The 25,305-nt window shown below is 60.8% G+C and carries 23 protein-coding genes; 6 read left to right on the top strand and 17 right to left on the bottom strand.

Features of this window, described 5'->3' with window-relative positions; all coding sequences use genetic code 11:
• Positions 1–110 precede the first annotated feature (110 nt).
• From AC1DVE_RS06965 to AC1DVE_RS06910, 12 genes are all read right to left on the bottom strand, one after another.
• On the bottom strand, positions 111–2,045 hold the full coding sequence (locus AC1DVE_RS06965) for a methyl-accepting chemotaxis protein (RefSeq protein ID WP_223461558.1): 1,935 nt from the start codon (positions 2,043–2,045) through the stop codon (positions 111–113).
• A gap of 150 nt (positions 2,046–2,195) precedes the next feature.
• Positions 2,196–3,488, bottom strand: a complete 1,293-nt coding sequence (locus tag AC1DVE_RS06960; RefSeq protein WP_007984000.1) for an adenylosuccinate synthase — start codon at positions 3,486–3,488, stop codon at positions 2,196–2,198.
• A gap of 54 nt (positions 3,489–3,542) precedes the next feature.
• Positions 3,543–4,730 (bottom strand): ATP phosphoribosyltransferase regulatory subunit, encoded by a 1,188-nt coding sequence (locus AC1DVE_RS06955; protein ID WP_223461556.1) that lies wholly within the window; start codon positions 4,728–4,730, stop codon positions 3,543–3,545.
• A 313-nt stretch (positions 4,731–5,043) separates the two neighbouring features.
• Entirely contained in the window at positions 5,044–5,913 is an 870-nt protein-coding gene (gene hflC, locus AC1DVE_RS06950; RefSeq protein WP_007973264.1) for a protease modulator HflC, read from the bottom strand.
• Positions 5,913–7,088, bottom strand: coding sequence for an FtsH protease activity modulator HflK (gene hflK / locus AC1DVE_RS06945; protein WP_223461554.1), 1,176 nt, complete (start codon positions 7,086–7,088; stop codon positions 5,913–5,915). The genes hflC and hflK overlap by 1 nt, the downstream gene beginning before the upstream one ends.
• 96 nt (positions 7,089–7,184) lie before the next feature.
• On the bottom strand, positions 7,185–8,486 hold the full coding sequence (gene hflX, locus AC1DVE_RS06940; protein ID WP_057712241.1) for a ribosome rescue GTPase HflX: 1,302 nt from the start codon (positions 8,484–8,486) through the stop codon (positions 7,185–7,187).
• A 12-nt stretch (positions 8,487–8,498) separates the two neighbouring features.
• Positions 8,499–8,759, bottom strand: a complete 261-nt coding sequence (gene hfq / locus AC1DVE_RS06935) for an RNA chaperone Hfq (protein ID WP_007902656.1) — start codon at positions 8,757–8,759, stop codon at positions 8,499–8,501.
• 93 nt (positions 8,760–8,852) lie between these two features.
• Entirely contained in the window at positions 8,853–9,824 is a 972-nt protein-coding gene (gene miaA, locus AC1DVE_RS06930) for a tRNA (adenosine(37)-N6)-dimethylallyltransferase MiaA (RefSeq protein ID WP_223461552.1), read from the bottom strand.
• Positions 9,824–11,722, bottom strand: a complete 1,899-nt coding sequence (gene mutL / locus AC1DVE_RS06925) for a DNA mismatch repair endonuclease MutL (protein ID WP_223461726.1) — start codon at positions 11,720–11,722, stop codon at positions 9,824–9,826. The genes miaA and mutL overlap by 1 nt, the downstream gene beginning before the upstream one ends.
• A gap of 8 nt (positions 11,723–11,730) precedes the next feature.
• Positions 11,731–13,161 carry an N-acetylmuramoyl-L-alanine amidase gene (locus tag AC1DVE_RS06920; protein ID WP_317848705.1) on the bottom strand — a complete coding sequence of 477 codons (1,431 nt, stop codon included), beginning with the start codon at positions 13,159–13,161 and terminating at the stop codon, positions 11,731–11,733.
• The gene (tsaE, locus tag AC1DVE_RS06915; protein WP_223461550.1) at positions 13,162–13,632 is read right to left on the bottom strand and encodes a tRNA (adenosine(37)-N6)-threonylcarbamoyltransferase complex ATPase subunit type 1 TsaE; all 471 of its coding nucleotides are present in this window, start codon (positions 13,630–13,632) and stop codon (positions 13,162–13,164) included.
• Positions 13,620–15,119: an NAD(P)H-hydrate dehydratase gene (locus AC1DVE_RS06910; RefSeq protein ID WP_223461549.1), complete on the bottom strand. Its 1,500-nt coding sequence runs from the start codon at positions 15,117–15,119 to the stop codon at positions 13,620–13,622. Before AC1DVE_RS06910 ends, tsaE begins: the two co-directional genes overlap by 13 nt.
• A 63-nt stretch (positions 15,120–15,182) precedes the next feature.
• Between AC1DVE_RS06910 and queG the strand changes: the two genes are divergently transcribed.
• Positions 15,183–16,262 (top strand): tRNA epoxyqueuosine(34) reductase QueG, encoded by a 1,080-nt coding sequence (queG, locus tag AC1DVE_RS06905; protein ID WP_223461546.1) that lies wholly within the window; start codon positions 15,183–15,185, stop codon positions 16,260–16,262.
• Here queG and AC1DVE_RS06900 read toward each other — a convergent pair.
• A complete protein-coding gene (locus AC1DVE_RS06900) occupies positions 16,244–16,855 on the bottom strand; it encodes a trimeric intracellular cation channel family protein (protein WP_223461544.1) in 612 nt (203 codons plus the stop codon). The genes queG and AC1DVE_RS06900 overlap by 19 nt on opposite strands.
• A gap of 223 nt (positions 16,856–17,078) precedes the next feature.
• Positions 17,079–17,621, bottom strand: coding sequence for an oligoribonuclease (gene orn / locus AC1DVE_RS06895; RefSeq protein ID WP_007983969.1), 543 nt, complete (start codon positions 17,619–17,621; stop codon positions 17,079–17,081).
• Positions 17,622–17,728: 107 nt separating this feature from the next.
• Between orn and rsgA the strand changes: the two genes are divergently transcribed.
• From rsgA to AC1DVE_RS06875, 4 genes are all read left to right on the top strand, one after another.
• Positions 17,729–18,760 carry a small ribosomal subunit biogenesis GTPase RsgA gene (rsgA, locus tag AC1DVE_RS06890; protein ID WP_477783855.1) on the top strand — a complete coding sequence of 344 codons (1,032 nt, stop codon included), beginning with the start codon at positions 17,729–17,731 and terminating at the stop codon, positions 18,758–18,760.
• A gap of 198 nt (positions 18,761–18,958) precedes the next feature.
• Entirely contained in the window at positions 18,959–19,366 is a 408-nt protein-coding gene (locus tag AC1DVE_RS06885; RefSeq protein ID WP_223532236.1) for a TIR domain-containing protein, read from the top strand.
• A 2-nt stretch (positions 19,367–19,368) separates the two neighbouring features.
• Positions 19,369–20,328, top strand: a complete 960-nt coding sequence (locus tag AC1DVE_RS06880; protein WP_223532238.1) for a caspase family protein — start codon at positions 19,369–19,371, stop codon at positions 20,326–20,328.
• Entirely contained in the window at positions 20,328–20,819 is a 492-nt protein-coding gene (locus AC1DVE_RS06875) for a toll/interleukin-1 receptor domain-containing protein (RefSeq protein ID WP_223461539.1), read from the top strand. The genes AC1DVE_RS06880 and AC1DVE_RS06875 overlap by 1 nt, the downstream gene beginning before the upstream one ends.
• A 354-nt stretch (positions 20,820–21,173) precedes the next feature.
• On the opposite strand, the gene AC1DVE_RS06870 is transcribed toward AC1DVE_RS06875, so the two are convergent.
• The 3 genes from AC1DVE_RS06870 to motA all read right to left on the bottom strand — a co-directional run bounded on the left by AC1DVE_RS06870 (position 21,174) and on the right by motA (position 23,575).
• Positions 21,174–21,443, bottom strand: a complete 270-nt coding sequence (locus AC1DVE_RS06870) for a hypothetical protein (RefSeq protein ID WP_223461537.1) — start codon at positions 21,441–21,443, stop codon at positions 21,174–21,176.
• A gap of 230 nt (positions 21,444–21,673) precedes the next feature.
• On the bottom strand, positions 21,674–22,720 hold the full coding sequence (gene motB, locus AC1DVE_RS06865; protein ID WP_223461535.1) for a flagellar motor protein MotB: 1,047 nt from the start codon (positions 22,718–22,720) through the stop codon (positions 21,674–21,676).
• A 3-nt stretch (positions 22,721–22,723) separates the two neighbouring features.
• Positions 22,724–23,575 carry a flagellar motor stator protein MotA gene (gene motA, locus AC1DVE_RS06860; RefSeq protein WP_150754807.1) on the bottom strand — a complete coding sequence of 284 codons (852 nt, stop codon included), beginning with the start codon at positions 23,573–23,575 and terminating at the stop codon, positions 22,724–22,726.
• Positions 23,576–23,742: 167 nt separating this feature from the next.
• Between motA and AC1DVE_RS06855 the strand changes: the two genes are divergently transcribed.
• Positions 23,743–25,281 carry an HDOD domain-containing protein gene (locus tag AC1DVE_RS06855; protein ID WP_223461533.1) on the top strand — a complete coding sequence of 513 codons (1,539 nt, stop codon included), beginning with the start codon at positions 23,743–23,745 and terminating at the stop codon, positions 25,279–25,281.
• Positions 25,282–25,305: the final 24 nt, after the last annotated feature.

The raw sequence follows: 25,305 nt of genomic DNA, 5'->3' as shown, positions 1-25,305 counted from the left end.
GCGAGCAAGCCCGCTCCCACAGTGGTCCTCTGTCGAACACAAATATGATGTTCACGAAGGGCCAATGTGGGAGCGGGCTTGCTCGCGAAGGGGCCGGCACAGACAATAGATCAAGCCCTGAACTGCCCCAGGCTCGCCTTCAACTGCGCCGCCAGACCATCGAGCACCTTGCCGCTCGCCGTGGTCGCCACAACGGCTTGCGCCGCCTTCTCGGCCTGGGCATGAATGGTCTGGACCCGCCCCCGCACTGCCTGCGCACCCTGAGCCTGATGCGCCGCGGCCTGGGTAGCCAGACCGATCGCCGCATGCACCTGCTCGACCGATGCCTGCACCGACTGCTGCAACCGCGCACTGTCACGCAGCACCAGCAAACCCTCACTGGCCTGGCGCCCGGCCTGACCAATCGCCGCTACCGCCTCACGCGCACCTTGCTGCAACGCCACGATGTGCGCCTGAATATCGCCAGTAGAGCTCTGCGTCTTGCTCGCCAGCGCCCGCACCTCATCAGCCACCACCGCAAACCCGCGCCCGGTCTCGCCGGCACGCGCCGCCTCAATCGCCGCGTTCAGCGCCAGCAGGTTGGTCTGCTCGGCGATGCCGTGAATCACCGTCAGTACCACCTCAATCTGCTCACTTTGCTGCGCCAGGCGCTCGATGACTTGAGCCCCGGTATTGACTTGACCGGCCAACTCCTCGATCAGGCTGCCGACTTTCGCCGAGGTCCGGGTGTTTTCGTCAGTCGCCTGACGGATGTCCACCACCTGCTTCAGCGCCGCCTGCATGGCGTGGCTTTCCGACTGGGCCTCATCAGCCATTTGCGACAGCGCACGCAAACTCTCCGCCACCTCGTCGCGCTGCATGCCCGCCGCTGCATCGGCACCGGCATTGCGCAAGGTCATCGCACCGATTTCCACACCGGTACGCTGGGCCACATCGCCCGCCTCGCGCACGATCGGCTGCAACTTATCCACAAAGCGATTGACCGCCGAGGCCATGTCGCCGATTTCATCCTTGCTGTTGATCTGTACACGCTTGGTCAGATCGCCCTCGCCCGCCGCCAGGTCATCCATGGCTACGATCAGCATTTTCAGGCGATTGACCACTCGGCGACCGAGCACCACCGCCAACAACAGCAGGACACCGAAACCCACCACCGCCAGACACACGCCGATGCGCCAGCGCAATGTTGCAGCGGCTTCCTGTACGGTGCTGGTGGTATTGGCCTTCATTTCAGCCGCCGTGGACTGCGCCGACTGCAGACGCGAGCGCATGGCCGTTGCGCTGTCGGCGGCCGCGCCTTTGAGGCTGTCGCCCACCAGTTGATCGCTGCTGGCGATCAACGCCGAGAAGCGCTTGTCGAGGGCCACCAGATCAGTCTCCACCGATGCAGTCGAGACCCCCATCAGGACCTTGCCGATTTCTACGCCGTTAGGATTGATCGAGGCCTCGACGTAGAACACCGACGGATCGTTCTTCGCCGCATCCAGCACCTTGTCCAGCGCACGCTCGCCCTGGCCTTTTTCCAGCAGCGCCTTGTTGATCGGGTTTTCCCGGTTGAGGTAGCGCGTCAGGTGCTGGCCGGTGGCGTCGTCATACACCACGAACAGTACATTGGGATTGCGCTGGGCCCGGCGGGCGAACTCGGAAAGTGTCGGAACGTCGCTGTCCCACATGGCGCGGGGCGCGACGGAAGCCAGAAGCTGCGCCATGTCGCTGGCGGAGTCCTTCAGGTCCTTTTCCAGGGTCGAACGCAATTGCGCCTGCTCTTGCTCCAGACGCGAGGACAAACCGGCTGTCAGGCGCTGACGCGTACTGGAAGAGAGACTGTCGAGGCTCGACGTGACTTCGCGCCCTGCCTGCTCAAGCTCAGCGGAAAGCTTTTGACTGTCCGCACCCAGGCGCAGGCCCAGATCGGCCTCCAGCGCGGTCACCGTGCTCCGGGTCAGAGCAACAGCCACCAGCACCTGCACCAAAAGGGCGATACCAAGGGTAACGAACACAGGCCGCAACAAACGGCTTTGTAACAACGAGAGAACGGCCGACATCTGAAATCCCTCTGCTTTGGCGCCATTAAATTGATAGCACGCCGGAAGCAATGCTTTTTTTAATGTTCACAGCAAAGGTCATGCCGCCCGACAGGCATAAACGACAAAGGCCCCAATTAAGGGGCCTTTGTGTTTCACATCAACGACTTATCAAGCAAACGGATGGCGCAGAACGATGGTTTCGTTGCGGTCCGGGCCCGTCGAAATAATGTCGATCGGCGCGCCAACCAGCTCTTCGACACGCTTGATGTAGTTACGCGCAGCCTGCGGCAGTTCTTCCAGGGTCTTGGCACCCAGGGTCGACTCGCTCCAGCCCGGCATTTCTTCGTACACCGGCTCCAGGCCGATGTAGCTGTCGGCGTCTGTCGGTGCGTCGATCACTGCACCGTCAGCGTTTTTGTAGCCAACGCAGATGTTGATGGTTTCCAGGCCGTCCAGAACGTCCAGCTTGGTCAGGCACAGGCCCGAGATGCTGTTCACGTCGATAGCGCGACGCAGGATGACGGCATCGAACCAGCCGCAACGACGGGCACGGCCGGTGGTGGCGCCGAACTCGTGGCCACGCTTGGCCAGGAATGCGCCAACGTCGTCGAACAGCTCAGTCGGGAACGGACCCGAGCCAACACGGGTGGTGTAGGCCTTGGTGATGCCGAGGATGTAATCCAGGAACATCGGGCCGACACCCGAACCGGTAGCGATACCGCCAGCGGTGGTGTTGGAGCTGGTGACGTACGGGTAGGTACCGTGGTCGATGTCCAGCAGGGAGCCCTGGGCGCCTTCGAACATGATGTCTTTGCCAGCGCGACGCAGGTTGTGCAGCTCGGCGGTGACGTCCAGCATCATCGGCTTGAGCAGCTCGGCGTATTCCATGCACTCGTCCAGAGTCTTCTGGAAGTCGATGGCTGGTTCTTTGTAGTAATTGACCAGTACGAAGTTGTGGTAATCCAGCAACTCGCCCAGCTTGGCGGCGAAACGCTCGCGGTGAAACAGGTCGCCGATGCGCAGGCCGCGACGTGCGACCTTGTCTTCGTACGCCGGGCCGATGCCGCGACCGGTGGTGCCGATCTTCAGCTCGCCACGGGCCTTTTCACGGGCCTGGTCCAGCGCTACGTGGTAGGACAGGATCAGCGGGCAGGAAGGGCTGATACGCAGGCGCTCGCGCACCGGTACGCCTTTCTCTTCCAGCTTGACGATTTCCCGCATCAGGGCGTCAGGTGCAACCACCACGCCGTTGCCGATCAGGCACTGCACGCCTTCGCGCAGCACGCCCGACGGAATCAGGTGCAAGACGGTCTTTTCACCGTCGATCACCAGGGTGTGGCCAGCGTTGTGGCCACCTTGGTAACGCACTACGGCGGCAGCATGTTCGGTCAGCAGATCAACGATCTTGCCTTTGCCCTCATCACCCCATTGGGTGCCCAGGACTACGACATTCTTACCCATAACACTTGTCCTCATTCGCGCAAACTTGGTGCCGGCGGCAGCCGGCGGGAAAACTCAAGAAGCCAGTGGCGAAACTTGCCAAAGCCCGTTCTGCTGAATCAATTGCCGGTCGCAGTCCGCTTCACGGGCGGCGGCCAAAGGTTGTCCAGGCAAGGCCTGAACGACACGCTGACCCTCACTGCGCAACTGGCAAACCTGCTGCCAGAGTGCCGCATCCGTACTGTCAGGCATCCAGATACCGCCAGACGGTAGCTCGATCTCAGCACGCCCCAGGGTCACCAGGGTTTTCAAATCGGTGGAAAAGCCGGTAGCCGGACGGGCGCGACCGAAGTCGGCGCCGATGTCGTCGTAACGACCGCCTTGGGCAATGGACTGGCCAACACCCGGTACGAACACGGCGAACACCACACCGGTGTGGTAGTGGTAACCGCGCAGCTCGCCCAGGTCGAAATACAGCGGCAGCTCAGGGAAACGCCCGGACAGCCGCTCGGCAATCGCCAGCAAGTCGTCCAGCGCTGCCAGAACAGGAGCCGGCGCCTTGGCCAGACGCTCGCGGGCCGCAGCCAGCACTTCACGACCGCCACACAGGTCGACCAACGCGCGCAGCATGCCCGACAGATCGGCAGGCAAGCCTTCGGTCAAGGTAATGACCTCGTCAATGGCCTTACGTTGCAAGGCATCGAACAACTGTTGCTCGACTTCACCGGACAAACCGGCGGCGCGGGCCAGCCCACGGTAGATACCGACATGACCTAGGTCCATGTGCACATCCGGCACATCGGCCAGTTGCAGCATCGCCAACATCAGGCTGATGACTTCGACGTCGCTGCTCGGGCTGGCGTCGCCGTACAACTCGGCACCCAGTTGAATCGGGCTGCGCGAGGACGACAAGGCGCGAGGCTGAGCGTGCAGGACACTACCGGCATAGCACAGGCGGCTTGGGCCTTCACGACGCAGAGTGTGCGCATCGATGCGCGCCACTTGCGGCGTGATGTCGGCACGGAAACCCATCTGACGGCCCGATTGCGGGTCGATGACCTTGAAGGTGCGCAGATCCAGGTCCTGGCCCGCGCCGGTCAGCAGGGATTCCAGGTACTCGATATGGGGAGTCACGACAAACTCGTAACCCCAGCTCTGGAACAGATCCAACACCTGACGACGCGCGACTTCAATACGCGCAGCTTCCGGTGGCAGTACTTCTTCGATGCCATCTGGCAGAAGCCAGCGGTCTACCGTTGCCATTACGCCTTCCCCTATCTCCGGGCGACCAGCCTGTCGGCGAGCCTTGAGTGAAGCAGAAAATGATCGGCTTGCGCACAAACCACGCGCATGAGCGACGGAGCGAAAAGCCCTTCTACCGGCTTCGCCAACCACTTTCCTCGAAAAACTGTCGAGCCAATCGGCCCGGCATCTGCTTTAAAACAGCAATCAAACATGCAGACGCAAAAAAGCCGGGAATTTCCCGGCTGCCGCATCATACACACGTTTTCCCAAAGGATCACCCCGCCAGAGGTTTTAGCCGCCCGGCGGGGGGATAAATCAGGTCAACGCCGTATCAAGGCTTGGCTTTTTCCAGGTAGTGGAAGAAGTCGCTGCTTGGGTCGAGGACCATGACGTCGGATTTGTTCGCGAAGCTTTCACGGTAGGCGCGCAGGCTACGGTAGAACGCGTAGAACTCCTGATCCTGACCGTAGGCCTTGGAGTAGATCGCAGCGGCCTGGGCATCGCCATCACCGCGAACCTCTTCGGATTCACGATAGGCTTCAGCCAGCAGCACGCGGCGTTGACGATCGGCGTCGGCACGGATGCCTTCGGCCAGCTCGTTACCCTTGGCGCGGTGCTCGCGAGCTTCGCGCTCACGCTCGGTGCTCATACGTTCGAACACACTGCGGTTCACTTCTTTCGGCAGGTCGATGGTCTTGACCCGAACATCGACCACTTCGATGCCCAGCTCTTTCTCGGCCATCTTGTTCAGCGAAGCCGTGATATCCGCCATCAGCGCATCACGTTCACCCGACACCACTTCGTGCAGGGTGCGCTTACCGAACTGGTCACGCAGGCCCGATTCCAGGCGACGGGACAGACGCTCGTCGGCGATCTGCTTGAGGCCGGAAGTCGCGGTGTAGTAACGCTCTGCGTCCTTCACGCGCCACTTGGCGTAGGCATCGACCATCACGGCTTTCTTTTCCAGCGTCAGGAAGCGTTGTGTCGGTGCATCCAGCGTCATCAGGCGTGCGTCGAATTTACGCACCTGGTTAACGTAAGGCACTTTCACATGCAGGCCTGGCTGAACATCGGTCTGGACCACGCGACCGAACTGCAGCAACACCGCACGCTCGGTCTGAGCCACGATGTAGAAGCAGTTCCAGGCAGCGATCGCCACGACGACGCCGACAATAAGGGCGATCAGCGATTTATTGCTCATCAGCGACTCTCCCTGGTACGTGCTTGCTGTTGCTGCAGATCAGCTGCCGCACGCGCATTCGCTTCATTGCCGGTGGCTGCCGCGCCGGTCACCGGAGTGCTGGTGCTGCGACCACTTTCGACCATCTTGTCCAGAGGCAGGTACAGCAGGTTGCTCTGGCCATTCTTGTTGCCGGTCACGAGAACCTTGCTGGTGTTGCTGAAGACTTCCTGCATGGTGTCCAGGTACAGACGCTGGCGGGTGACTTCAGGTGCCTTGCGATACTCGGCGACCAGTTTGGTGAAGCGATCGGCCTCACCCTTGGCGCGCGAGACGGTTTCGTCACGGTAGCCATTGGCATCTTCGAGAATGCGCTGGGCCTGACCACGGGCTTCCGGCACGACGCCGTTGGCATAGGTCTCAGCCTGGTTACGCGAACGCTGCTCGTCTTCCCGGGCACGGATCACGTCATCGAAGGCTTCCTGGACTTCACGCGGTGCCGCTGCGCTCTGAACGTTGACCTGGGTAACGGTGATACCGGTGCGGTAGGTGTCCATGAAGCGCTGCAGACGCTCCTTGATCTCGCTGGCCATCAGTTCACGACCTTCGGTCAGGACCTGGTCCATCGCGGTGGAACCCACCACATGGCGCAAGGCGCTGTCGGTCGCGTGCTGCAGGCTGATTTCCGGCTGATCGACGCTCAGCACGAAGTCCTGCAGGTTGCTGATCTTGTACTGCACGGTCAGCGGCACTTCGACGATGTTCTCGTCTTCAGTCAGCATCTGGCCCTGCTTGGTGTAGGCACGCTCACGCGTGACGTTTTCCATGTACTTCCTGTCGATCGGCGGGAAGTAGATGTTCAGGCCCGGACCCACGGTTTCGTAGTACTTGCCTAAGCGCAGCACCACGGCTTGCTCCTGCTCGTCGACGACATAAACCGCGCTGTACAGCCAAACGGCGGCCAGCACGACCAGACCGATGCCGAGCAGGCCGCCAAAGCCGCCACTCTTGCCCGGACCACCGCCGTCGTCGCCACTACGTTTCTTACCACCACCGAACAAACCGTTCAGGCTTTCCTGCAGCTTTCGGAAGGCCTCGTCGAGATCCGGTGGTCCCTTGCGGTCGCCGTTGTTACGACGCTTGCCACCCCAAGGATCCTGATTATTCGAGTTGCCACCCGGCTCATTCCAAGCCATAGCGCTCTCCATCTGATAAAGCAAAGACGCACCCACGGCGCGCCGACCAATGCTACAGAATGCCTGTCACCACGACACAACCGCTTTCTCAGGCTTTTATTGCAAAGTGTGTTGCTCGATGAATTCCATCGGTTGCAAACCTTCGCGGCTCACCAGCCGATTCAATTCGGCTCGTGGCAAACGAACGGCCAGTAAACTGATACCTTCGTCATCGTGTTCTTCTTTCTGTACCGCACCAAGTTCGAAAAACTGCGCACGCAGTCGAGCAAATCGGTTCGGCAAGCGCAAGGTGCCAACAAACAACTCATCGCCAAGCAGCTCGGCCACGGCCTGCTTGAGCAGGTCAAGACCCGTACCATCTTTCGCCGAAAGCCAGACCCGCTGCGGTTTGCCATCGGCATCGCGCTGGATCTGCGGCTCCACGCCCTCGAGCAAATCGAGTTTGTTATAGACCTCCAGGATCGGCAAGTCTTGAGCCCCGATCTCTCCGAGCACCACCATGACCTGTTCAATCTGGGCCATACGCTCGGGTTCATGGGAGTCGATCACGTGCAGCAACAGGTCGGAGTTGCTCGACTCTTCGAGCGTAGCCCGAAATGCCTCGACCAGCTTGTGCGGCAAGTGGCGAATGAAGCCCACGGTGTCCGCCAGCACGATCGGACCGAGGTCATCGAGCTCGAGTCGGCGCAAGGTCGGGTCGAGGGTGGCGAACAACTGGTCAGCCGCGAAGACGTCGGAATCGGTTACCGAGTTGAACAGCGTCGATTTGCCGGCGTTGGTATAACCCACCAGTGAAACCGTCGGAATGTCAGCCCGTTTGCGGCCGCGGCGCGATTGCTCACGCTGGCTGCGGACCTTTTCCAGGCGTCCCTTGATCTGCCTCAGGCGAACCCGCAACAGGCGCCGGTCGGTTTCCAGCTGGGTTTCACCCGGACCGCGCAGGCCGATACCGCCTTTCTGTCGTTCAAGGTGAGTCCAGCCGCGAACCAGCCGCGTACTCATGTGCTCAAGCTGGGCCAGTTCGACCTGGAGCTTGCCTTCATGGGTGCGGGCGCGTTGAGCGAAGATATCGAGAATCAAACCCGTGCGGTCGATCACGCGACACTCGAAAATACGTTCGAGGTTACGTTCCTGACTGGGCGTGAGGATGTGATTGAAAATCACCAGATCGACCTGTTCGGCCTGGACCAAGTCGCGCAATTCTTCGACCTTGCCGCTGCTGATCAGGGTTTTGGCGGTTGGCCGATGACGCGGCACGTTGAAAAACGCGACGGTCTCGGCGCCAGCCGAAATAGCCAACTCCTGAAACTCCTGCGGATCTTCGCGCGCCTCAGGGTCCTGTCCATCCAAGTGAACGAGAATGGCTCGCTCACCACCACCGTGGCGCTCAAAGAACAAAGGAGACTCCTATCAGGCGTTACCTGGCTCAGCGTCACCAGCTTCGGATTCGGTTGCGCTAGGCAGACGAATTGGACGAACCGGCACCACTGTAGAGATCGCGTGTTTGTAGACCATCTGGCTGACGGTGTTTTTCAGCAGGATAACGAACTGGTCGAAAGACTCGATCGTGCCTTGCAGTTTGATACCGTTGACCAGGTAGATGGACACCCCAACTTTCTCTTTACGTAAAGTATTCAAGTAAGGGTCTTGTAGCGAATGCCCTTTTGACATGTGCCGCACTCCTTTAAGGATTCAATATAAAAAATAGGTAAACAGATGGCTTTAGCCGCCACACCCCCAAGGATAGACGGCAATTGCAAGGACTCAGCTCAATATGGAGATGGTCCCAAGGTATTTCAAGGCGCGCGGCAGATTGTCGCAATCCAGACTGTCCAGCCAATGCAGATCAGTCCAACTGCGCAGCCAGGTGAACTGGCGTTTCGCCAATTGGCGCGTGACAATGATTCCACGCTCCTGCATCTCGGCTGACGTCAGCTTGCCATCCAGGTAGTCCCAGACTTGGCGGTAGCCTACTGCACGTATAGACGGCAACCCGGCATGCAGGTCACCTCTATTACGCAGGGCTACGACCTCGTCAATGAATCCCTGTTCCAACATTAAAGTGAATCTTTGTTTAATTCGCTCGTGCAGTACCTGGCGATTTGCCGGGGCAATGGCCAAGTTCGCGACAGTATAGGGCAATTGTTGCAGTCCCGAAGCGGCTGCTTCGGTACTTTGCACAGATTGTTGCAATCGCAGGGCGGTCATGCTTTGACCGCTGACACGATAAACCTCCAGTGCTCGACTCAATCGCTGGGGATCGTTCGGATGTATTCGCACCGCGGACTCCGGATCGATCACCGCCAATTGTTCGTGCAAGGCTTGCCAGCCAAGGCGCGCAGCCTCTTCTTCGATTTGCGCGCGGACCTCGGGATCGGCGGCCGGCATATCCGCCAGACCTTCAACCAAAGCCTTGTAATAGAGCATGGTGCCGCCCACCAGCAGCGGAATTTTTCCGCGCGCGGTGATATCGGCCATGGCTTCCAGGGCATCACGGCGGAAATCAGCAGCCGAATAGCTCTCGGCCGGGTCGAGAATATCGATCAGACGATGCGGGTATTGCGCCAGCAGCTCTTTGGAAGGCTTGGCGGTGCCGATATCCATACCACGGTAGACCAGCGCCGAATCGACGCTGATCAACTCGCAAGGCAGGACCTTGGTGAGCTCGATGGCCAGGTCGGTCTTGCCGGCGGCGGTCGGGCCCATCAGGAAAATCGCAGGTGGGAACTGGCTCATCAACGACCGCGCAAGAACAGTTTGTCCAGATCGTCCAGGCCCAGTTGGGTCCAGGTCGGTCGGCCATGGTTGCATTGACCGCTGCGCTCGGTGATTTCCATGTCACGCAGCAGACCGTTCATTTCCGGCAGGGCCAGGCGTCGATTTGCCCGGACCGCACCGTGGCAGGCCATGGTCCCGAGCAATTCGTTCAGGTGCGCCTGAATGCGGTCGCTGGTGCCGAACTCCATCAGATCAGCCAGGACGTCGGCGACCAAACGGTTGGCTTCGGCCTGCTTGAGCAGTGCCGGGATCTGCCGGATCGCCAGGGTTTCCGGGCCCAGGCGCTGCAATTCAAAGCCCAGGCGCTGGAACCAGGCGACATGCTCCTCGGCGCAATCGGCTTCACGCTGACTGACGGCCAGGGACTCCGGCACCAGCAACGGCTGGCCGCTCAGGCCCTCACTGGCCATGGCAACCTTCAGCCGCTCATACATGATCCGCTCGTGGGCGGCGTGCATGTCCACCAGCACCAGGCCCTGAGCGTTTTCCGAAAGAATGTAGATGCCCTTGAGTTGTGCCAGCGCATAACCCAGCGGCGGGATGTCGTCCTGCCCCGCCGGCAGCGCAACGGCATTGGCCTCGGGCAGCGGCGCAAAAAACTCGCGATAGGCGGCCTGCGCTTCGGCGACAGGAACTCCGGACTGCGGACGCGGCGTGTACTGATATTGATAACCCGCGCCAGAACCCGAGCCCGCCGGCGTATTGATCGACGGCTGAGCCTGGGGCTGTTCCAGCAGCGCATTGGCGGCCAGGCGCATTTCGCCCTGGGGCCCGAATTCACCGGCTTCGAGGCCGGTAGGCCGGACGATGGCCGTGGCAACCGGCGCCGCCAGATGATCGTCCGGTCGCACATCGCCCAAGGCGCGGTGCAAGGTGCCGTAGAGGAAATCGTGAACCATGCGCCCTTCACGGAAGCGCACTTCGTGCTTGGTCGGGTGCACGTTGACGTCGACGCCGGTCGGATCGACTTCGAAAAACAGCACGAAGGTCGGGTGTCGACCGTTGAACAGCACGTCGCGATAGGCTTGGCGCACCGCGTGGGCCACCAGTTTGTCGCGCACGGCACGGCCATTGACGAAGAAATACTGCAAATCGGCCTGGCTGCGGTTGAAGGTCGGCAAGCCGACCCAGCCCCATAGATGCAGGCCGTTGCGCTCGATTTCGATCGGCAGCGCTTGCTCGAGGAAACCCGGCCCGCAGATCGCCGCCACGCGCCGGGCACGGGCCGCATCATCATGGGCCTCGTGCAGGCTGAGGATGGTCTTGCCGTTATGGCGCAGATGGAACGCCACATCGAAACGCGCCAAGGCCAGACGCCTGATCACTTCTTGCAGGTGATCGAATTCGGTTTTTTCGGTCTTGAGAAACTTGCGCCGCGCCGGCGTATTGAAGAACAGGTCGCGCACTTCAACCGAAGTGCCCACCGGATGGGCCGCAGGCTGCACACGGGGCGCCATGTCCCGACCCTCGGTCTCGACCTGCCAGGCCTGATCGGCGTCGCGGGTGCGGGAGGTCAGGGTCAGGCGCGCGACGGAGCTGATCGATGCCAGGGCCTCGCCGCGAAACCCCAGGCTCATGACCTGTTCGAGGTCTTCCAGGTTGCGGATCTTGCTGGTGGCGTGACGGGCCAGGGCCAAAGGCAGGTCATCGGCGGAAATGCCGCTGCCATCGTCGCGCACACGCAGCAGTTTGACGCCGCCCTGCTCCACATCGACGTCGATGCGTTTGGCGCCGGAGTCGAGGCTGTTTTCCAGCAGCTCCTTGATCACCGAAGCCGGGCGTTCGACCACCTCACCCGCGGCAATCTGGTTCGCCAGTCGCGGGCTGAGCAGCTCGATTCGCGCGCCGTTGCTCACGACCTGATTCATTCTTTGGCCGCCAGTTCAGTGCCCGGAATGGTCAGGTGCTGACCGATCTTGAGCTCATCGCTCGACAGGTTGTTGGCGCTGCGCAGGGTCGCAGGCGATACCTGATAGCGCACGGCGATCATCGCAAGGGTTTCGCCCGGGTTGACGCGGTGATCACGCGGCCCCTGCACAATCTTGCCGGAATCACGCAGCCAGGCAATGTAAGTGCCCGGTGGCGGGTTCTGCTGGAAGAACTGGCGCACGCCGCTGCTGATAGAGCGCGCCAGCGCCTGCTGGTGGCTCGACGCGGCAAGCTTCGAGGCTTCGTCGGCGTTGGAGATAAACCCGGTTTCCACCAGGATCGACGGAATGTCCGGCGACTTCAGCACCATGAACCCGGCCTGTTCGACCCGTTGCTTGTGCAGCGGTGTCACCCGGCCGATGTTGCTCAGCACCTTCTGACCAACGTTCAGGCTGGACGTCAGGGATGCCGTCATCGACAGGTCAAGCAGTACGCCGGCGAGCATGCGGTCCTTGTCATCGAGGCTGACGTTGCCGGCACCACCGATCAAGTCGGAACGGTTTTCGCTGTCGGCCAGCCAGCGGGCGGTCTCGGAAGTCGCGCCGCGATCGGACAGGGCAAACACCGAGGCACCGAAAGCGGCGGCAGAAGGCGCGGCGTCGGCGTGGATCGAGACGAACAGGTCGGCGCCTTTCTTGCGGGCAATTTCAGTACGGCCGCGTAACGGAATGAAGTAGTCGCCGGTACGGGTCAGTTCGGCGCGGAAGCCTTTCATGCCGTTGACCTGCCGTTGCAGTTCACGGGCGATGGCCAGTACCACGTCTTTTTCACGTTGACCACGGGAGCCCGAGGCCCCCGGGTCTTCGCCGCCGTGACCGGCGTCGATCACCACAATGATGTCGCGCTTGCCGGCCGGAGCCGGTGGCAACTTGATCGCCGGTTCCGCAGGCGTTACCGGCACGGCGGGCACCGTGGCGACCGACGGTGTCAGCGCTGGAGGAGGCGCAGCATCTGCGGCGTTATCGAACAGATCGACCACCAACCGGTTGCCGTACTGGGCGTTCGGCGCCAGGGAGAAGCTTTTCGGCGTCACGGCCTTTTTCAGGTCGATGACCACCCGCAGGTCGGTCGGTGTACGCTGGGCCGAGCGCATGGCGGTAATCGGGGTGTTCGAGGTGTTGACGTTGAGCGGCGCACCGAGGGTCGCGCCATTGATGTCGATGACCAGGCGGTCCGGAGCCGTCAGGGTAAAGACGCTGTGTTGCACCGGGCCGGTCAGGTCAAACACCAGTCGTGTGTTGTCCGGTGCACGCCACAGACGAACACTGTTGACCTTCGAATCGGCCACAGCGTCGACGGTCACCGCCAAAAACAACACCCCTACGGCAGCCACCAACGCGCGAAAGCGCATACCTAACCCCATCATCTATTTGGATTCCAATGCCAAAGCGGCACACCAGGCCTCGCCACGCGAGCCCTGGGATAAAATTTTCAGCGAACGCCCGCTGTCTTGCGGGCTAATGGTAATGGTCAGGTCAGGCTTTGGCAAAAAGCCTGCACCTTTATCGGGCCATTCGATCAGACACAGGGCATCGTCTTCGAAGTAGTCACGGATACCGAGGAACTCCAGTTCCTCCGGATCGACCAGACGGTACAAATCGAAATGGAAGGCGCGAATGTCGCCAATCTCGTAAGGCTCAACCAAGGTGAAGGTCGGGCTTTTGACTGCCCCGACATGCCCAAAGCCGCGGATGATGCCTCGGGACAACGTGGTTTTGCCCATCCCCAGGTTGCCCTCAAGGAAGATCAGGCCATGGCCTTGGGTGATTCGGGCAACGCGTGCGCCAAAGTCGCTCATGGCCTGCTCATCGGCCAGGTACAGGGTTACTTCAGACACGGTGCTTGCTCCTCCAACAACTGACGAATGGCTGGAATCAAATCACTGGCCGCCAGCCCACGGCCGAATTTTCCTTGTTGCCCGCCGGCATTGGCGTGCAGCCAGACCGCCAGGCATGTTGCGTCGAATGGCTCCATGCCCTGGGCCAGCAATGCGCCGACCAGACCGGCCAGTACATCGCCCAAACCAGCGGTGGCCATGGCCGGGTGCCCCTGATGACACAGCGCCAGACGCCCATCAGGATGGGCGATCAGGCTGCCGGCACCTTTCAGGACGACGACAGCTGTATATTTTTTGCTCAAGGCATGGGCTGCGGCGGGACGGTCAGACTGAACGTCGGCAGTGCTCACCCCTAGCAAACGCGCCGCTTCGCCCGGATGCGGAGTGATCACGCAATTGCCGGGCAAACTCACACGCTCCTCGGCCAACATGTTCAGCGCATCAGCGTCCCAGACTTGCGGCAGCGGTGCATTGGCAGCGGCCGACAACAAGCTGCGCCCCCAGCCAGCCTGCCCCAGCCCCGGACCGACAACCAACACGGAAACTTTTTGCAGCAAAACCATCAGCTGATTGGCCGACGAAGTGCCCAGCACCATCGCCTCGGGGATCCGCGCCAGCGCGGCGGACACGTGTTCGCTGCGAGTCGCCACCGACACCATGCCTGCCCCGCTACGCAGCGCACTTTGCGCGCTCAGCAGGATCGCGCCACCCAACCCGCGATCACCACCGATCAGCAGCACATGGCCGAATCGGCCTTTATGGGAGGTCGGGGTCCGGGGCGCTGGACGCGGAAGGTTAGCGGCCGTCAGACGACGAGCGGTGAACGCCGCGCCACCAATCAACTGCGAATCGGCGTGCAAGTCATTGAACACCAGTTCGCCGACCACATCCGCCGCATCACCGGTGAACAACCCCACCTTCAAGCCAATGAACGTGACCGTCAGGTCAGCATGCACGGCATGACCAAGGATGCGGCCCGTATCAGCGCACAACCCTGACGGAATATCCACCGCCGCAACCGGCAGTCCGCAGGCATTGATCGCGGCGATGGCGCTGGCATACGGCTCACGCACATCGCCGCTCAGTCCGGTGCCAAGCAAAGCATCCAGCACAATGCCGCGCAATCCGGATTGTGCCGTCCAGGGCTCGATGAGCACGTTTTCGGACACCGCCTCGGCATGGGCCAACGCCGCATCACCCTGCAAGCGCTGCGGATCCCCCACAGCCAGCACCCGCACCGACCAACCGGCACGTTGGGCCAATACGGCCACCAGATACCCGTCCCCAGCGTTATTGCCATGTCCGGCCAGCACGCTCAGTTCGTTCGCTGTCGGCCACTGCCGCACCAACGCCCGCCACGTCGCCCGCGCCGCGCGCTGCATCAATTCGAAGCCCGCTGTGCCGGCGGCGATCAGGCTCGCGTCGAGTGCTCGCACCTGGGCGGCGCTATACAGCGCGTCGGGTAATTCATCTTTAGTGTGCGGCATGCGTCTTCGGGCTCCGATGTCTGGCAGAATTATACGCACCTCAGCTCCGGTTTCTCTCGCCTCATGCCCGCTATTACCACAGACCTGCCTGCCCTCGCCCAATCCATCAAGGACTGGGGCCGCGAGCTGGGCTTTCAACAAGTCGGCATCAGCGGCCTCGACCTGGCCGAGCATGAGCAGCACCTGGAACGCTGGCTCGAAGCCGGCTACCACGGCGAAATGGACTACATGGGCGCCCACGGCAGCAAGCGCTCGCACCCCGAAGAGCTGGTGCCGGGTACGTTGCGCGTGGTTTCGCTACGCATGGACTACCTGGCCGGCGACACCCAAATGGCGAAAGTGTTGGCCCAACCGGAAAAAGCCTACGTCTCCCGTTATGCCCTGGGTCGCGATTACCACAAGCTGATCCGCAAACGCGTGCAACAACTGGCGGAAAAAATTCAGGCCGAGATCGGCCCGTTCGGCTTCCGCGCTTTTGTCGACAGTGCCCCGGTGCTGGAAAAAGCCATCGCCGAACAGGCGGGTCTTGGATGGATCGGCAAAAATACCCTGGTCTTGAATCGCAAGGCCGGCAGTTATTTCTTCCTCGCCGAACTGTTCGTCGACTTGCCGCTGCCGGTCGACCCGCCCCACGCCACCGAACACTGCGGGCGGTGCAGCGCCTGCCTCGACATTTGCCCGACCAATGCCTTCGTCGGCCCCTATGTGCTGGATGCCCGACGCTGCATTTCCTACCTGACCATCGAACTCAAAGGCGCCATCCCTGAAGATTTGCGGCCGCTGATCGGCAATCGGGTGTTCGGCTGTGATGACTGCCAGATCGTCTGCCCGTGGAACCGCTTCGCCCGCCCGTCCGGTGAAAGCGACTTCAAGCCGCGGCACAATCTGGACAATGCCGGGCTGGCGGAACTGTTCATGTGGGATGAAGAAAAATTTCTGAGCAGCACCGAAGGCTCGCCGCTGCGCCGGACCGGTTACGAAAACTGGTTGCGCAACCTGGCGGTGGGCTTGGGTAATGCGCCCTCAACGATTCCGGTGCTGGAAGCGCTGAAGGCGCGACGGCAGCATCCTTCAGAACTGGTGCGTGAGCATGTCGAATGGGCGTTGCGGCAACACGCCGAACGTCAGGCTTCGTCGTTGTAGACGAACTTGGGCATTTCCCATTGAAAACGGATCGCCAGCAAGCGCAGCAGAAAACCGCCGAACAAAGTGATCAGAATCGATTGTTCATCGGGTAATTGCAGATAGATGCAGAGCATGTAGCACCACGCTGCCGCAAACGAGACGCTGGCATAGAGCTCACGCCGGAAGATCAGCGGAATATCGTTGCAGAAGATGTCCCGCAGGATGCCGCCGAAGACGCCGGTGATCACACCACTGACCGATGCCACCAACATGCCATGGCCCATTTCCAGGGCGGTGATGCAGCCGATCAGGGTAAATGCCACGAGCCCCATGGCATCAAGCACCAGGAACAGTGAACGCAAATGGCGCATCCAGCGCGCCGTGAACACCGTAATCATCGCGGCGACAGACGTCAGCACCAGGTATTCCGGGTGTTTGACCCAGGTTAGCGGGTAGTGCCCAAGCAACACGTCGCGTACCGAACCGCCACCCAACGCCGTGACACAAGCAATCAACACCACACCGAACCAGTCCATGCCACGACGGCCGGCAGACAGGGCACCGGTCATGGCTTCGGTGGTGATGGCGATCAGGTAGAGCATCAGCAGCATGGGGCGGTCCTTGCAGAAAAGGCGCGCAGTCTACTGACTTCGCTGGAGCACCAAAAGAGGGCAGACACACCCTGTGGCGAGGGAGCTTGCTCCCGTCCGGCTGCGAAGCAGTCGTAAACCAGCGCGCGCGGCTTGCCTGATAGAACACGCTGGCTGGTTTAGGGCCGCTGCGCGCCCCAACGGGGGCAAGCCCCCTCGCCACAGAAGCCCTCGCCGGGCATCTTCAAGCCTTGATGAAATGCTTGCGGTAGTGCTGCAACTCGGCGATGGATTCGCGGATGTCGTCCAGGGCTAGATGCGTGCTGCCCTTCTTGAAGCTGTCACGCACATCCGGTGCCCAGCGCGCAGCCAGCTCTTTGAGCGTGGACACGTCGAGGTTGCGGTAGTGGAAATAGCTTTCCAAAGATTTCATGTGGGTATAAAGGAAGCGACGGTCCTGGCAGATGCTGTTGCCGCAAATCGGCGACTTGCCCTTCGGCACCCACTTTTCCAGGAAGGCGATGGTTTCGGCTTCGGCTTCGGCCATGCTGATGCGGCTGTCGCGAACCCGCTGGGTCAGCCCGGAACCGCCGTGCTGACGGGTGTTCCACTCGTCCATGCCGGCGAGGATTTCGTCGCTGTGGTGAATGGCGATCACCGGGCCTTCGGCCAGGGTATTCAGGTCACTGTCGGTGACGATGGTGGCCATTTCGATGATGACGTCGGTGTCCGGGTTCAGACCGGTCATTTCCAGGTCGATCCAGATCAGGTTCTGCGGATTTTGCATGTGTCGGCTCCTAGGCAATGCTGCGCAGTTTAGCCTAGGCCGGTAGCCGGGCGTGCTAAACTCGCGGCCGTTTTACCTAATCGCTGCATTCTTTATACGGAACACCCATGGCCAAACGCCAACTCAATCGTCGTCAAAACTGGCGCATCGAAAAGATTCAGGGCGAACGCGCTGCCCGCGCCGCCAAACGCGAGTCCTCGGCTGTCGAGGCGCTTGAGGGCGGCGATCTGGGCCCGGAACAGCACGGTCTGGTGATCGCGCACTTCGGCGTGCAGGTCGAGGTCGAGGCCCGCGACGGCGAACTGGCCGGCCAGGTGTTCCGTTGCCACCTGCGCGCCAACCTGCCGGCGCTGGTGACCGGCGATCAGGTGGTCTGGCGTGCCGGCAACCAGGGTATCGGCGTGATCGTGGCGCAACTGCCGCGCAACACCGAGCTGTGCCGCCCGGACAGCCGTGGTCAGCTCAAGCCTGTGGCGGCCAACGTCGACATGATCGTCATCGTGTTTGCACCGCTGCCCGAACCCCACGCCAACCTGATCGACCGCTATCTGGTGGCGGCCGAGCATGCGGGCATCAAGCCGCTGTTGCTGCTGAACAAATTCGACCTGATCGACGAAAACAACGCCCCTGCGCTGAATGCCTTGCTCGCCGTATACCGCACCCTCGGTTATCCGGTGCTGGAAGTGTCGGCGCACCACGGCAGTGGCATGGAGCAATTGCAGACGCAACTGGACGGACGCATCAGCGTGTTCGTCGGCCAGTCCGGTGTCGGCAAGTCGTCGCTGGTCAACAGCCTGCTGCCGGATGTCGAAACCCGCGTCGGCCCGCTGTCCGAGCTATCCGGCCAGGGCACCCATACCACCACTACCGCGCGGTTGTTCCACTTCCCCGGCGGCGGTGAGTTGATCGACTCCCCGGGTATCCGTGAATTCGGCCTGGGCCATGTAAGCCGTGCCGACGTCGAAGCCGGCTTCATCGAGTTCAACGATCTGCTCGGCACCTGCCGCTTCCGTGACTGCAAGCATGACCGCGAACCCGGCTGCGCCCTGCTCAAGGCCCTTGAAGACGGCCGCGTGCAGCAGCAACGGATGAACAGTTACCGCTCGATCATCGCCAGCCTGCCGGAAAACGGCTACTAAACAGACGTGCCGACCGCCCTGCTTTCAGCGGAGCGGCCGGCGGCTGGATCTTTCCCCGCTTAAATATCAGACTTTTCTGTAAGGCGTGCGCACGCTCGCTTGTAGGAGATTTCTCTTTACGCGCCGACACCTTGTGGCCGCCCTGTAATCGCCTAAGTTCAAACCCTCTTCGCACTCCAGCGACACCGAGGGACACCCATGCAAACCTACCATCTGTTCATCAGCCATTCGTGGAACTACCCCGACGCCCACGACAATCTCGTGCGCCTGCTCAATGCCAAGCCCGGTTTCACCTACAAGAATTTTTCGGTGCCACCGGACAACCCGATTGTCGGCGCGAAAACCGACAAACAACTTGAGGAGGCCATCGAAAACAAGATCCGCCCGTGTTCGGCGGTATTGATCATGGCCGGGATGTACTCCACCTACAGCAAGTGGATCAACAAGGAAATCGAGATCGCCCAGCGCATGGGCAAGGTGATCATTGCGATCAAGCCGTTCGGTGCCGAGCGCATTTCCACGGCGGTACGTGACGCGGCACATGCCGAATGTGCATGGAACACCAACAGCATCATCGATGCGATTCGCCAGCATACGGCGGTGTAACCATGCGCAAGGGACTGTTTATCGGCATCAACGACTACACCCATGTATCGCGCCTGAGCGGTTGCAGCAATGACGCCATGGCCATGGCCTCCGTGCTGAAGACTGACGCCAATGGCGATCCGAACTTCAAGAACATCGTACTGACCTCTGCCGAGGACTACCTGAGCCGGGAAAAACTCGAAGACCAGATCCGCGAGCTGTTTTCCGGGGACTGCAATGTCGCGCTGCTGTATTTCGCCGGCCACGGCAGCTTCGATACCGACACCGACGAAGGCATGTTGATCCCGCAGGATTACAAGAGCGCCAAGGACGGGATTCGCCTCAGTGACATTTTCAACTGGGCGAGCAAAGCCACCAAGATCAAAAACAAAGTGATCATTCTCGATTGTTGCCAGAGCGGCTCGGCCGGCGAACTGCGCGCCTTGCGCAGTGAAGGCAGCGTGGTCGGCGACGGCATGACCATCCTGACCGCCTGCAAAAAGGAAGAGCCGGCGATGGAGGGCGTGCAGCACGGCGTGTTCACCGGATTGCTGCTCCAGGCCCTGCACGGTGGTGCAGCGAACATCCTGGGCAAGATCACTCCCGGCAGCCTTTATTCGTTTGTCGACAATGCCCTCGACGCCTGGGAACAGCGTCCGGTGTTCAAGACCAACGTCTCGCAGTTCATTTCCCTGCGCGAAGTGTCGCCGCTGATCCCCAAGGAAATCCTGCGCAAACTCCCCGAATGGTTTGCCGAAGCGGAGTCGGTATACCCCCTCGCCCCCAGCTTTGAGCCCACCGAACCCGAGTTCAACCCGGAACACGGCGAAGTCTTCGCCCAACTGCAAAAGTGCAACCGCCACAGCCTGGTCGAACCGGTGGACGCCGAACACATGTACTACGCCGCCATCCACGCCACCGGCTGCCGCCTCACCGCCCTCGGCGCCTATTACCGCGAACTCGCGATCAAGGGACATTTCTGATGCCAGTGTTTATCAGCTACCGCCACATGGATCGCGCCCACGCGGTCAAAATCAACGGGCGCCTGATCCAGGCCAATATCAAGACCTACCTCGACGTACTGGATATCGAATCCCAGACCACCGATGACATCACCGGGGTGATCACCCGCAACATCAGCGAATGCACGCACCTGCTGGCGGTGGTGTCGGAGAAAACCGCGCTGTCCTGGTGGGTGCCGTTCGAAATCGGCGAGGCGACTATCACTAATCGGCGTATCTGCTCGTTCAAGACCGGCCCGACAGAGCTGCCGTTGTACCTAGATAAATGGCCGAAGCTGATCAGCGACCGGGACATCGACTTCTTTATCGATGCCTATCGCAACGAAGCGACACTCAAGCGCTCGATGTCACTGGAATCAGTGACCGGCAGCGAGTCGGCGCGCAGCGTCAACAAATCCAATGCGGATCGCTTTCACGCCGATCTCAAGACGCGGATCATTCGTGGGTTCTGAAACTGCAGTAAAGGCAAAAAAACCGTGATCGTGTCGCGGCTTTTGGTACTCGCCTTGCGGCCTATCGATCATTTTCGTGACACCACGAAAATGATCGGCAGCATTCATTCCAGTCGTGTCGCACACATAAAAAAGCCGCGACTATCGTAATGCTGTTCACTAAAGGACGAACACTGTACCCGTGGCGAGGGAGCTTGCTCCCGCAGGGGCGCGAAGCGGCCCTAAAAATGGGACTGCTGCGCAGTCCAACGGGACGGTGCGGCGATCCGACAAGCTCCCTCGCCACAGGTTGTTTATTGTTCGCTCTATCTCTTAAGTGAGCAGCATTGCACGACTAACGCGGCTTTCTTATTCTCAGCGTGCGATCTTTTCCAGCGTCCACCCCAGCGCATCCAAGGCGTCGCAGCCATCCTGAATCAATATGTGTGCGGCGTTGGCGAAATGCTCCAGGTCATGACCTTCGGCATCTTTCACGCACAGGCAGGTGACGCTGTTGAGCAAATTGCGTGCAGCTTTGATTCGGTGGACGGCAGTTTCAAGAAGATCGGAAGCACGTGCTTCGGTATCGATGTACAGCGTCGGACCGACGCTGAGGTTGCCTTGCAGAAGGTGGTACTTAGCCATAGGTCTAACTCCAATCAATTGGATGAGATTCCCTCTTTGATTCGACCGGCTAAGATCGGTCACTGCGTGAGCGGCAACGGCTGAACTATAGACAGATTCGTGCACGACTGAGAACCTTGGCGAAAAACTTCAGATCGTTCCTACAGCTACCAGGCAGACACAAAGCACTCGGAGACACAGGCACGAAATAGACACAAAAAAGCCGACATCGCTGTCGGCTTTTTTGTCGGTCACTGCTTAGGCGGTTCAGCCGGTTTGGCTGGCTCACCCGGTTTCGGCGCCGGGCCATCAAACAGGTTCAGACGTTCACGAAGCTCGTGAGCCGGCAGAGGTTCCTTGTCCGCCGGCAACGCGTTCGGGTCGACTGGCGCAGCCGGTACGGCTCCCGGAGCGGCCGAACCCTGCGGTGCATCAGGAGCAGGCTCCGCCCCTTGCGAACCTTCGATCGCTCGCTGGGCTTTCTTCGTCAGCACCACGATGTCGATACGGCGGTTCACCGGGTTGAACGGATGCTCGCGATCGAACAGCGCCGACGAGGCATAGCCGACCACACGCGCCACCTGAGCATCCGGATAACTGCCCGCCACCAGCGCACGCCGTGCAGCGTTGGCACGGTTGGCCGAAAGCTCCCAGTTACCGAAATCACCGGTGCCGGTGTACGGCTTGGCATCGGTGTGGCCGCTGATGCTGATCTTGTTCGGCACCGCCTTGATGGTGTCGGCCATGGCCAGCAGGATGTCTTCGAAATACGGCTTCAGACGGGCTGAACCCGAGTCGAACATCGGGCGGTTTTCCGCGTCCATGATCTGGATACGCAGGCCGTCCGGCGTGATTTCGAACAGGATCTGATCCTTGAACTTCTGCAGCTGCGGGTTCTCTTCGACCTTGTTCTGCAGCTCTTGCAGCAACAGCTCGAGGCGTTCTTTCTCGACCTGCTCGGCCATGCCTTCAACCTGGTCGGTATCGATGGTGACCTTGTCCGGTTGTGGCTGGGACTTCACCTCGGGGTTGAGGGTGTTTTCCGGCGCCAGGGTCGGCGTGCCGCCCAGATCGATGATGTACGGCGTGCCGCTTTCGGAAAAGCCGATCGGGTCCTTGAAGTAACCGGCGATGGCAATCTTCTGTTCCGGCGTGGCGGTGGACAGCAGCCACAACACCAGAAAGAACGCCATCATCGCCGTGGCGAAGTCGGCGAAGGCGATTTTCCACGCGCCCCCGTGGTGCCCGCCGGCGATGCGCTTGACGCGCTTGATGATTATCGGCTGGTTATTTTCCATGGCTTATCGACCGCGAACCGCTTGTTCCAGCTCGGCGAAGCTTGGACGGTGCGCCGGGTACAGCACCTTGCGTCCGAACTCCACGGCCAGCGATGGCGGCATGCCGGAAGCCGAAGCTACCAGCGAGGCCTTGATGGCTTCGTAGACGTTCAGCTCTTCCTTGGCATCGTGGGCCAGGGAATGGGCCAGCGGGCCGAAGAAGCCGTAGGCGGCGAGAATACCGAAGAAGGTACCCACCAGTGCCGCACCCACGTGCAGGCCGATGGACTTCTGATCGCCCTCACCCAGCGAAGCCATGGTCACCACGATCCCCAGTACCGCCGCGACAATACCGAAACCGGGCATGGCGTCGGCGATGCCGTTCACGGCGTGGGATGGGTGTTCCAGGTCTTCCTTAAGGCTGAACAGTTCCATGTCGAACAAGCCTTCCAGCTCGTGCGGGGCCATGTTGCCGGAGGACATGATGCGCAGGTAATCGCAGATGAACGCGGTCATGCGCTCGTCCTTGAGAACCGTCGGGTACTTGGCGAAGATCGGGCTCGCGGCGGCATCTTCGATGTCGCCTTCGATGGCCATCATGCCTTCGCGGCGGCTCTTGTTGAGGATCTCGTAGATCAGGCCCAGCACTTCCAGATAGAAGCCGTGGTTGAAACGCGAACCAAACATGCTCAGGGACTTCTTGAGCACGTGCATCGTCATGTAGCCGGGGTTGGCCTGCAAAAATGCGCCGAGGGCGGCGCCGCCGATGATCATGACCTCAAAAGGCTGGATCAGGGCGGCAATCTTGCCGTGGGAAAGCACGTATCCGCCGAGCACGCTCGCGAATACGACGATGATGCCGATAATTTTAGCCATAGGTTAGGAGAGCACTTACTGAGTCGGGTTCAAGGTCATATTCGGAAGTTAAAAAATCTCTTCTTCTCCTTATCGGCAAAACTGCGCCAGACTATAGCCAGTTCAGGCGAAAAACTGATTTGACCCCATCCGGGCATAGGTAATGTTGACGATGATCGCCTCCCACCATGGTTAACGAAACGAACGTTACAACCCCGAAACCGACCACTCTCGAAGGCTGGGTCAAGCTTCTCGATGGCGTACGCCTGCCGGTTCCGCAAGCCAGCCACGACCGGGTCTGCAAGGCCATCGGCGACAATCGCAGCTCGCTACGCGACATCGCCGACTTGATGCAAGGCAGTCCGGCCCTGGCCTTGAGCGTGATTCGCGAAGCCAACCGGCATACCCATGGCAGCATGACCGAGCCTGCGGAAAACCTTGAAATTGCGATCAACCGCCTCGGTCTGAAGCGCACCGAAGAGCTGCTCGCGCGCCTGCCCGCCGAACCCCAGTCCGAGATTCCCAAAGCCCTGCGTCAGTTGCAGATGATCAGCCAGCACGCCACGCAACAGGCCAACGGCTTTTTTGCCAGTCGCCTGGCGCGCCTGTGGCAGGACATCCACTGGGGCAGCCTGCTGTTTCTTTCGCCCCTGTGGCCGCTGGCGCTGACCCATCCAAAACTGCTCGAAGACTGGGAGCTGCGGGTCATCCATAAAGGTGAGTCGGCACGCAAAGTCGAACAGCAACTGTTTGGTGTGCGCCTGCTGGACATCGGCCAGGCACTGGTGGAGATCTGGCGCTTGCCGATCTGGGTGCAGCAGGGCTATCGACTGTTGCTCACTGAACAGCGCGAACTGGTGAAAGTCCTGCGCATCGCCCGTGACAGCGAGCATCCACTGCGCCAGCAGAACCGCCTCGATGACGATCCGACCCTGCGTCGCTGGCTCAATCAACCGGCCAATACGGTGCTGCTGGCCAACGGTCTGGCGCTGTCGGCACAACACGCCTGGGACAGCCCGCACAGTGAGCGCTGGCAGTACCTGACCAGCCTTTACCTGCAAATGCCGATGGACGAGCTGCAGCAACAATTGCACCAGCAAGCCGCCAACAGCGCCCGCCATCACGCCATGCCCGACCTCTGGCACCCTGCCGAATCGCTGATCTGGCCGTGGGGCTTGAACCGTGTCCACGCAGGCTTGCTGCCGGCGGCGGCACCGAGCGCCGAAGAGCTGGCAACGTGGCGCAAGCAATGCGCCGAATTGCTGGTCGAGCCGAGTCGCTTCACCAACGCCATGCACTTGACCATCGCCGCCCGGGACGCCCTCGTGGCCTGCGGCATGCGTCGGGTGATGATCCTGATGGCCGACCGTACCCACGCCAACCTGCGCGTGCACCAGACGGCCGGGCTGCCGAAGGAAGCGGCCGGGCTGAACTTCGTGGTCAGCCAGAGCAACGTGTTGCAGCGCCTGCTCGCGCAACAGGCCCAGGTGCGCCTGACGCCAGCCAACAACGCGCAATTCTCGGCCCTGCTGCCCAACAGCCTGCGCTCACAGTTCAGCGGCGAACACTTGCTGCTGCGTTCGCTAGTCAACAATGGAAGGGTGATCATGATCGTCGTGGCGGATCAAGGCGGCGGGCCGTTTTCGGAAATTTCCGTACAGGCCTTCGGCAAAACCGCGCAGTGCATCGAGAAAGCCCTGCACAGCTTTAGCCACCGAGGCCAATAAGCTACGTTACAATCCTCCCTTTTG

The sequence above is a fragment of the Pseudomonas sp. P4_B4 genome, from assembly GCF_056402255.1.
This window is presented reverse-complemented; position numbering and strand designations above follow the sequence as displayed.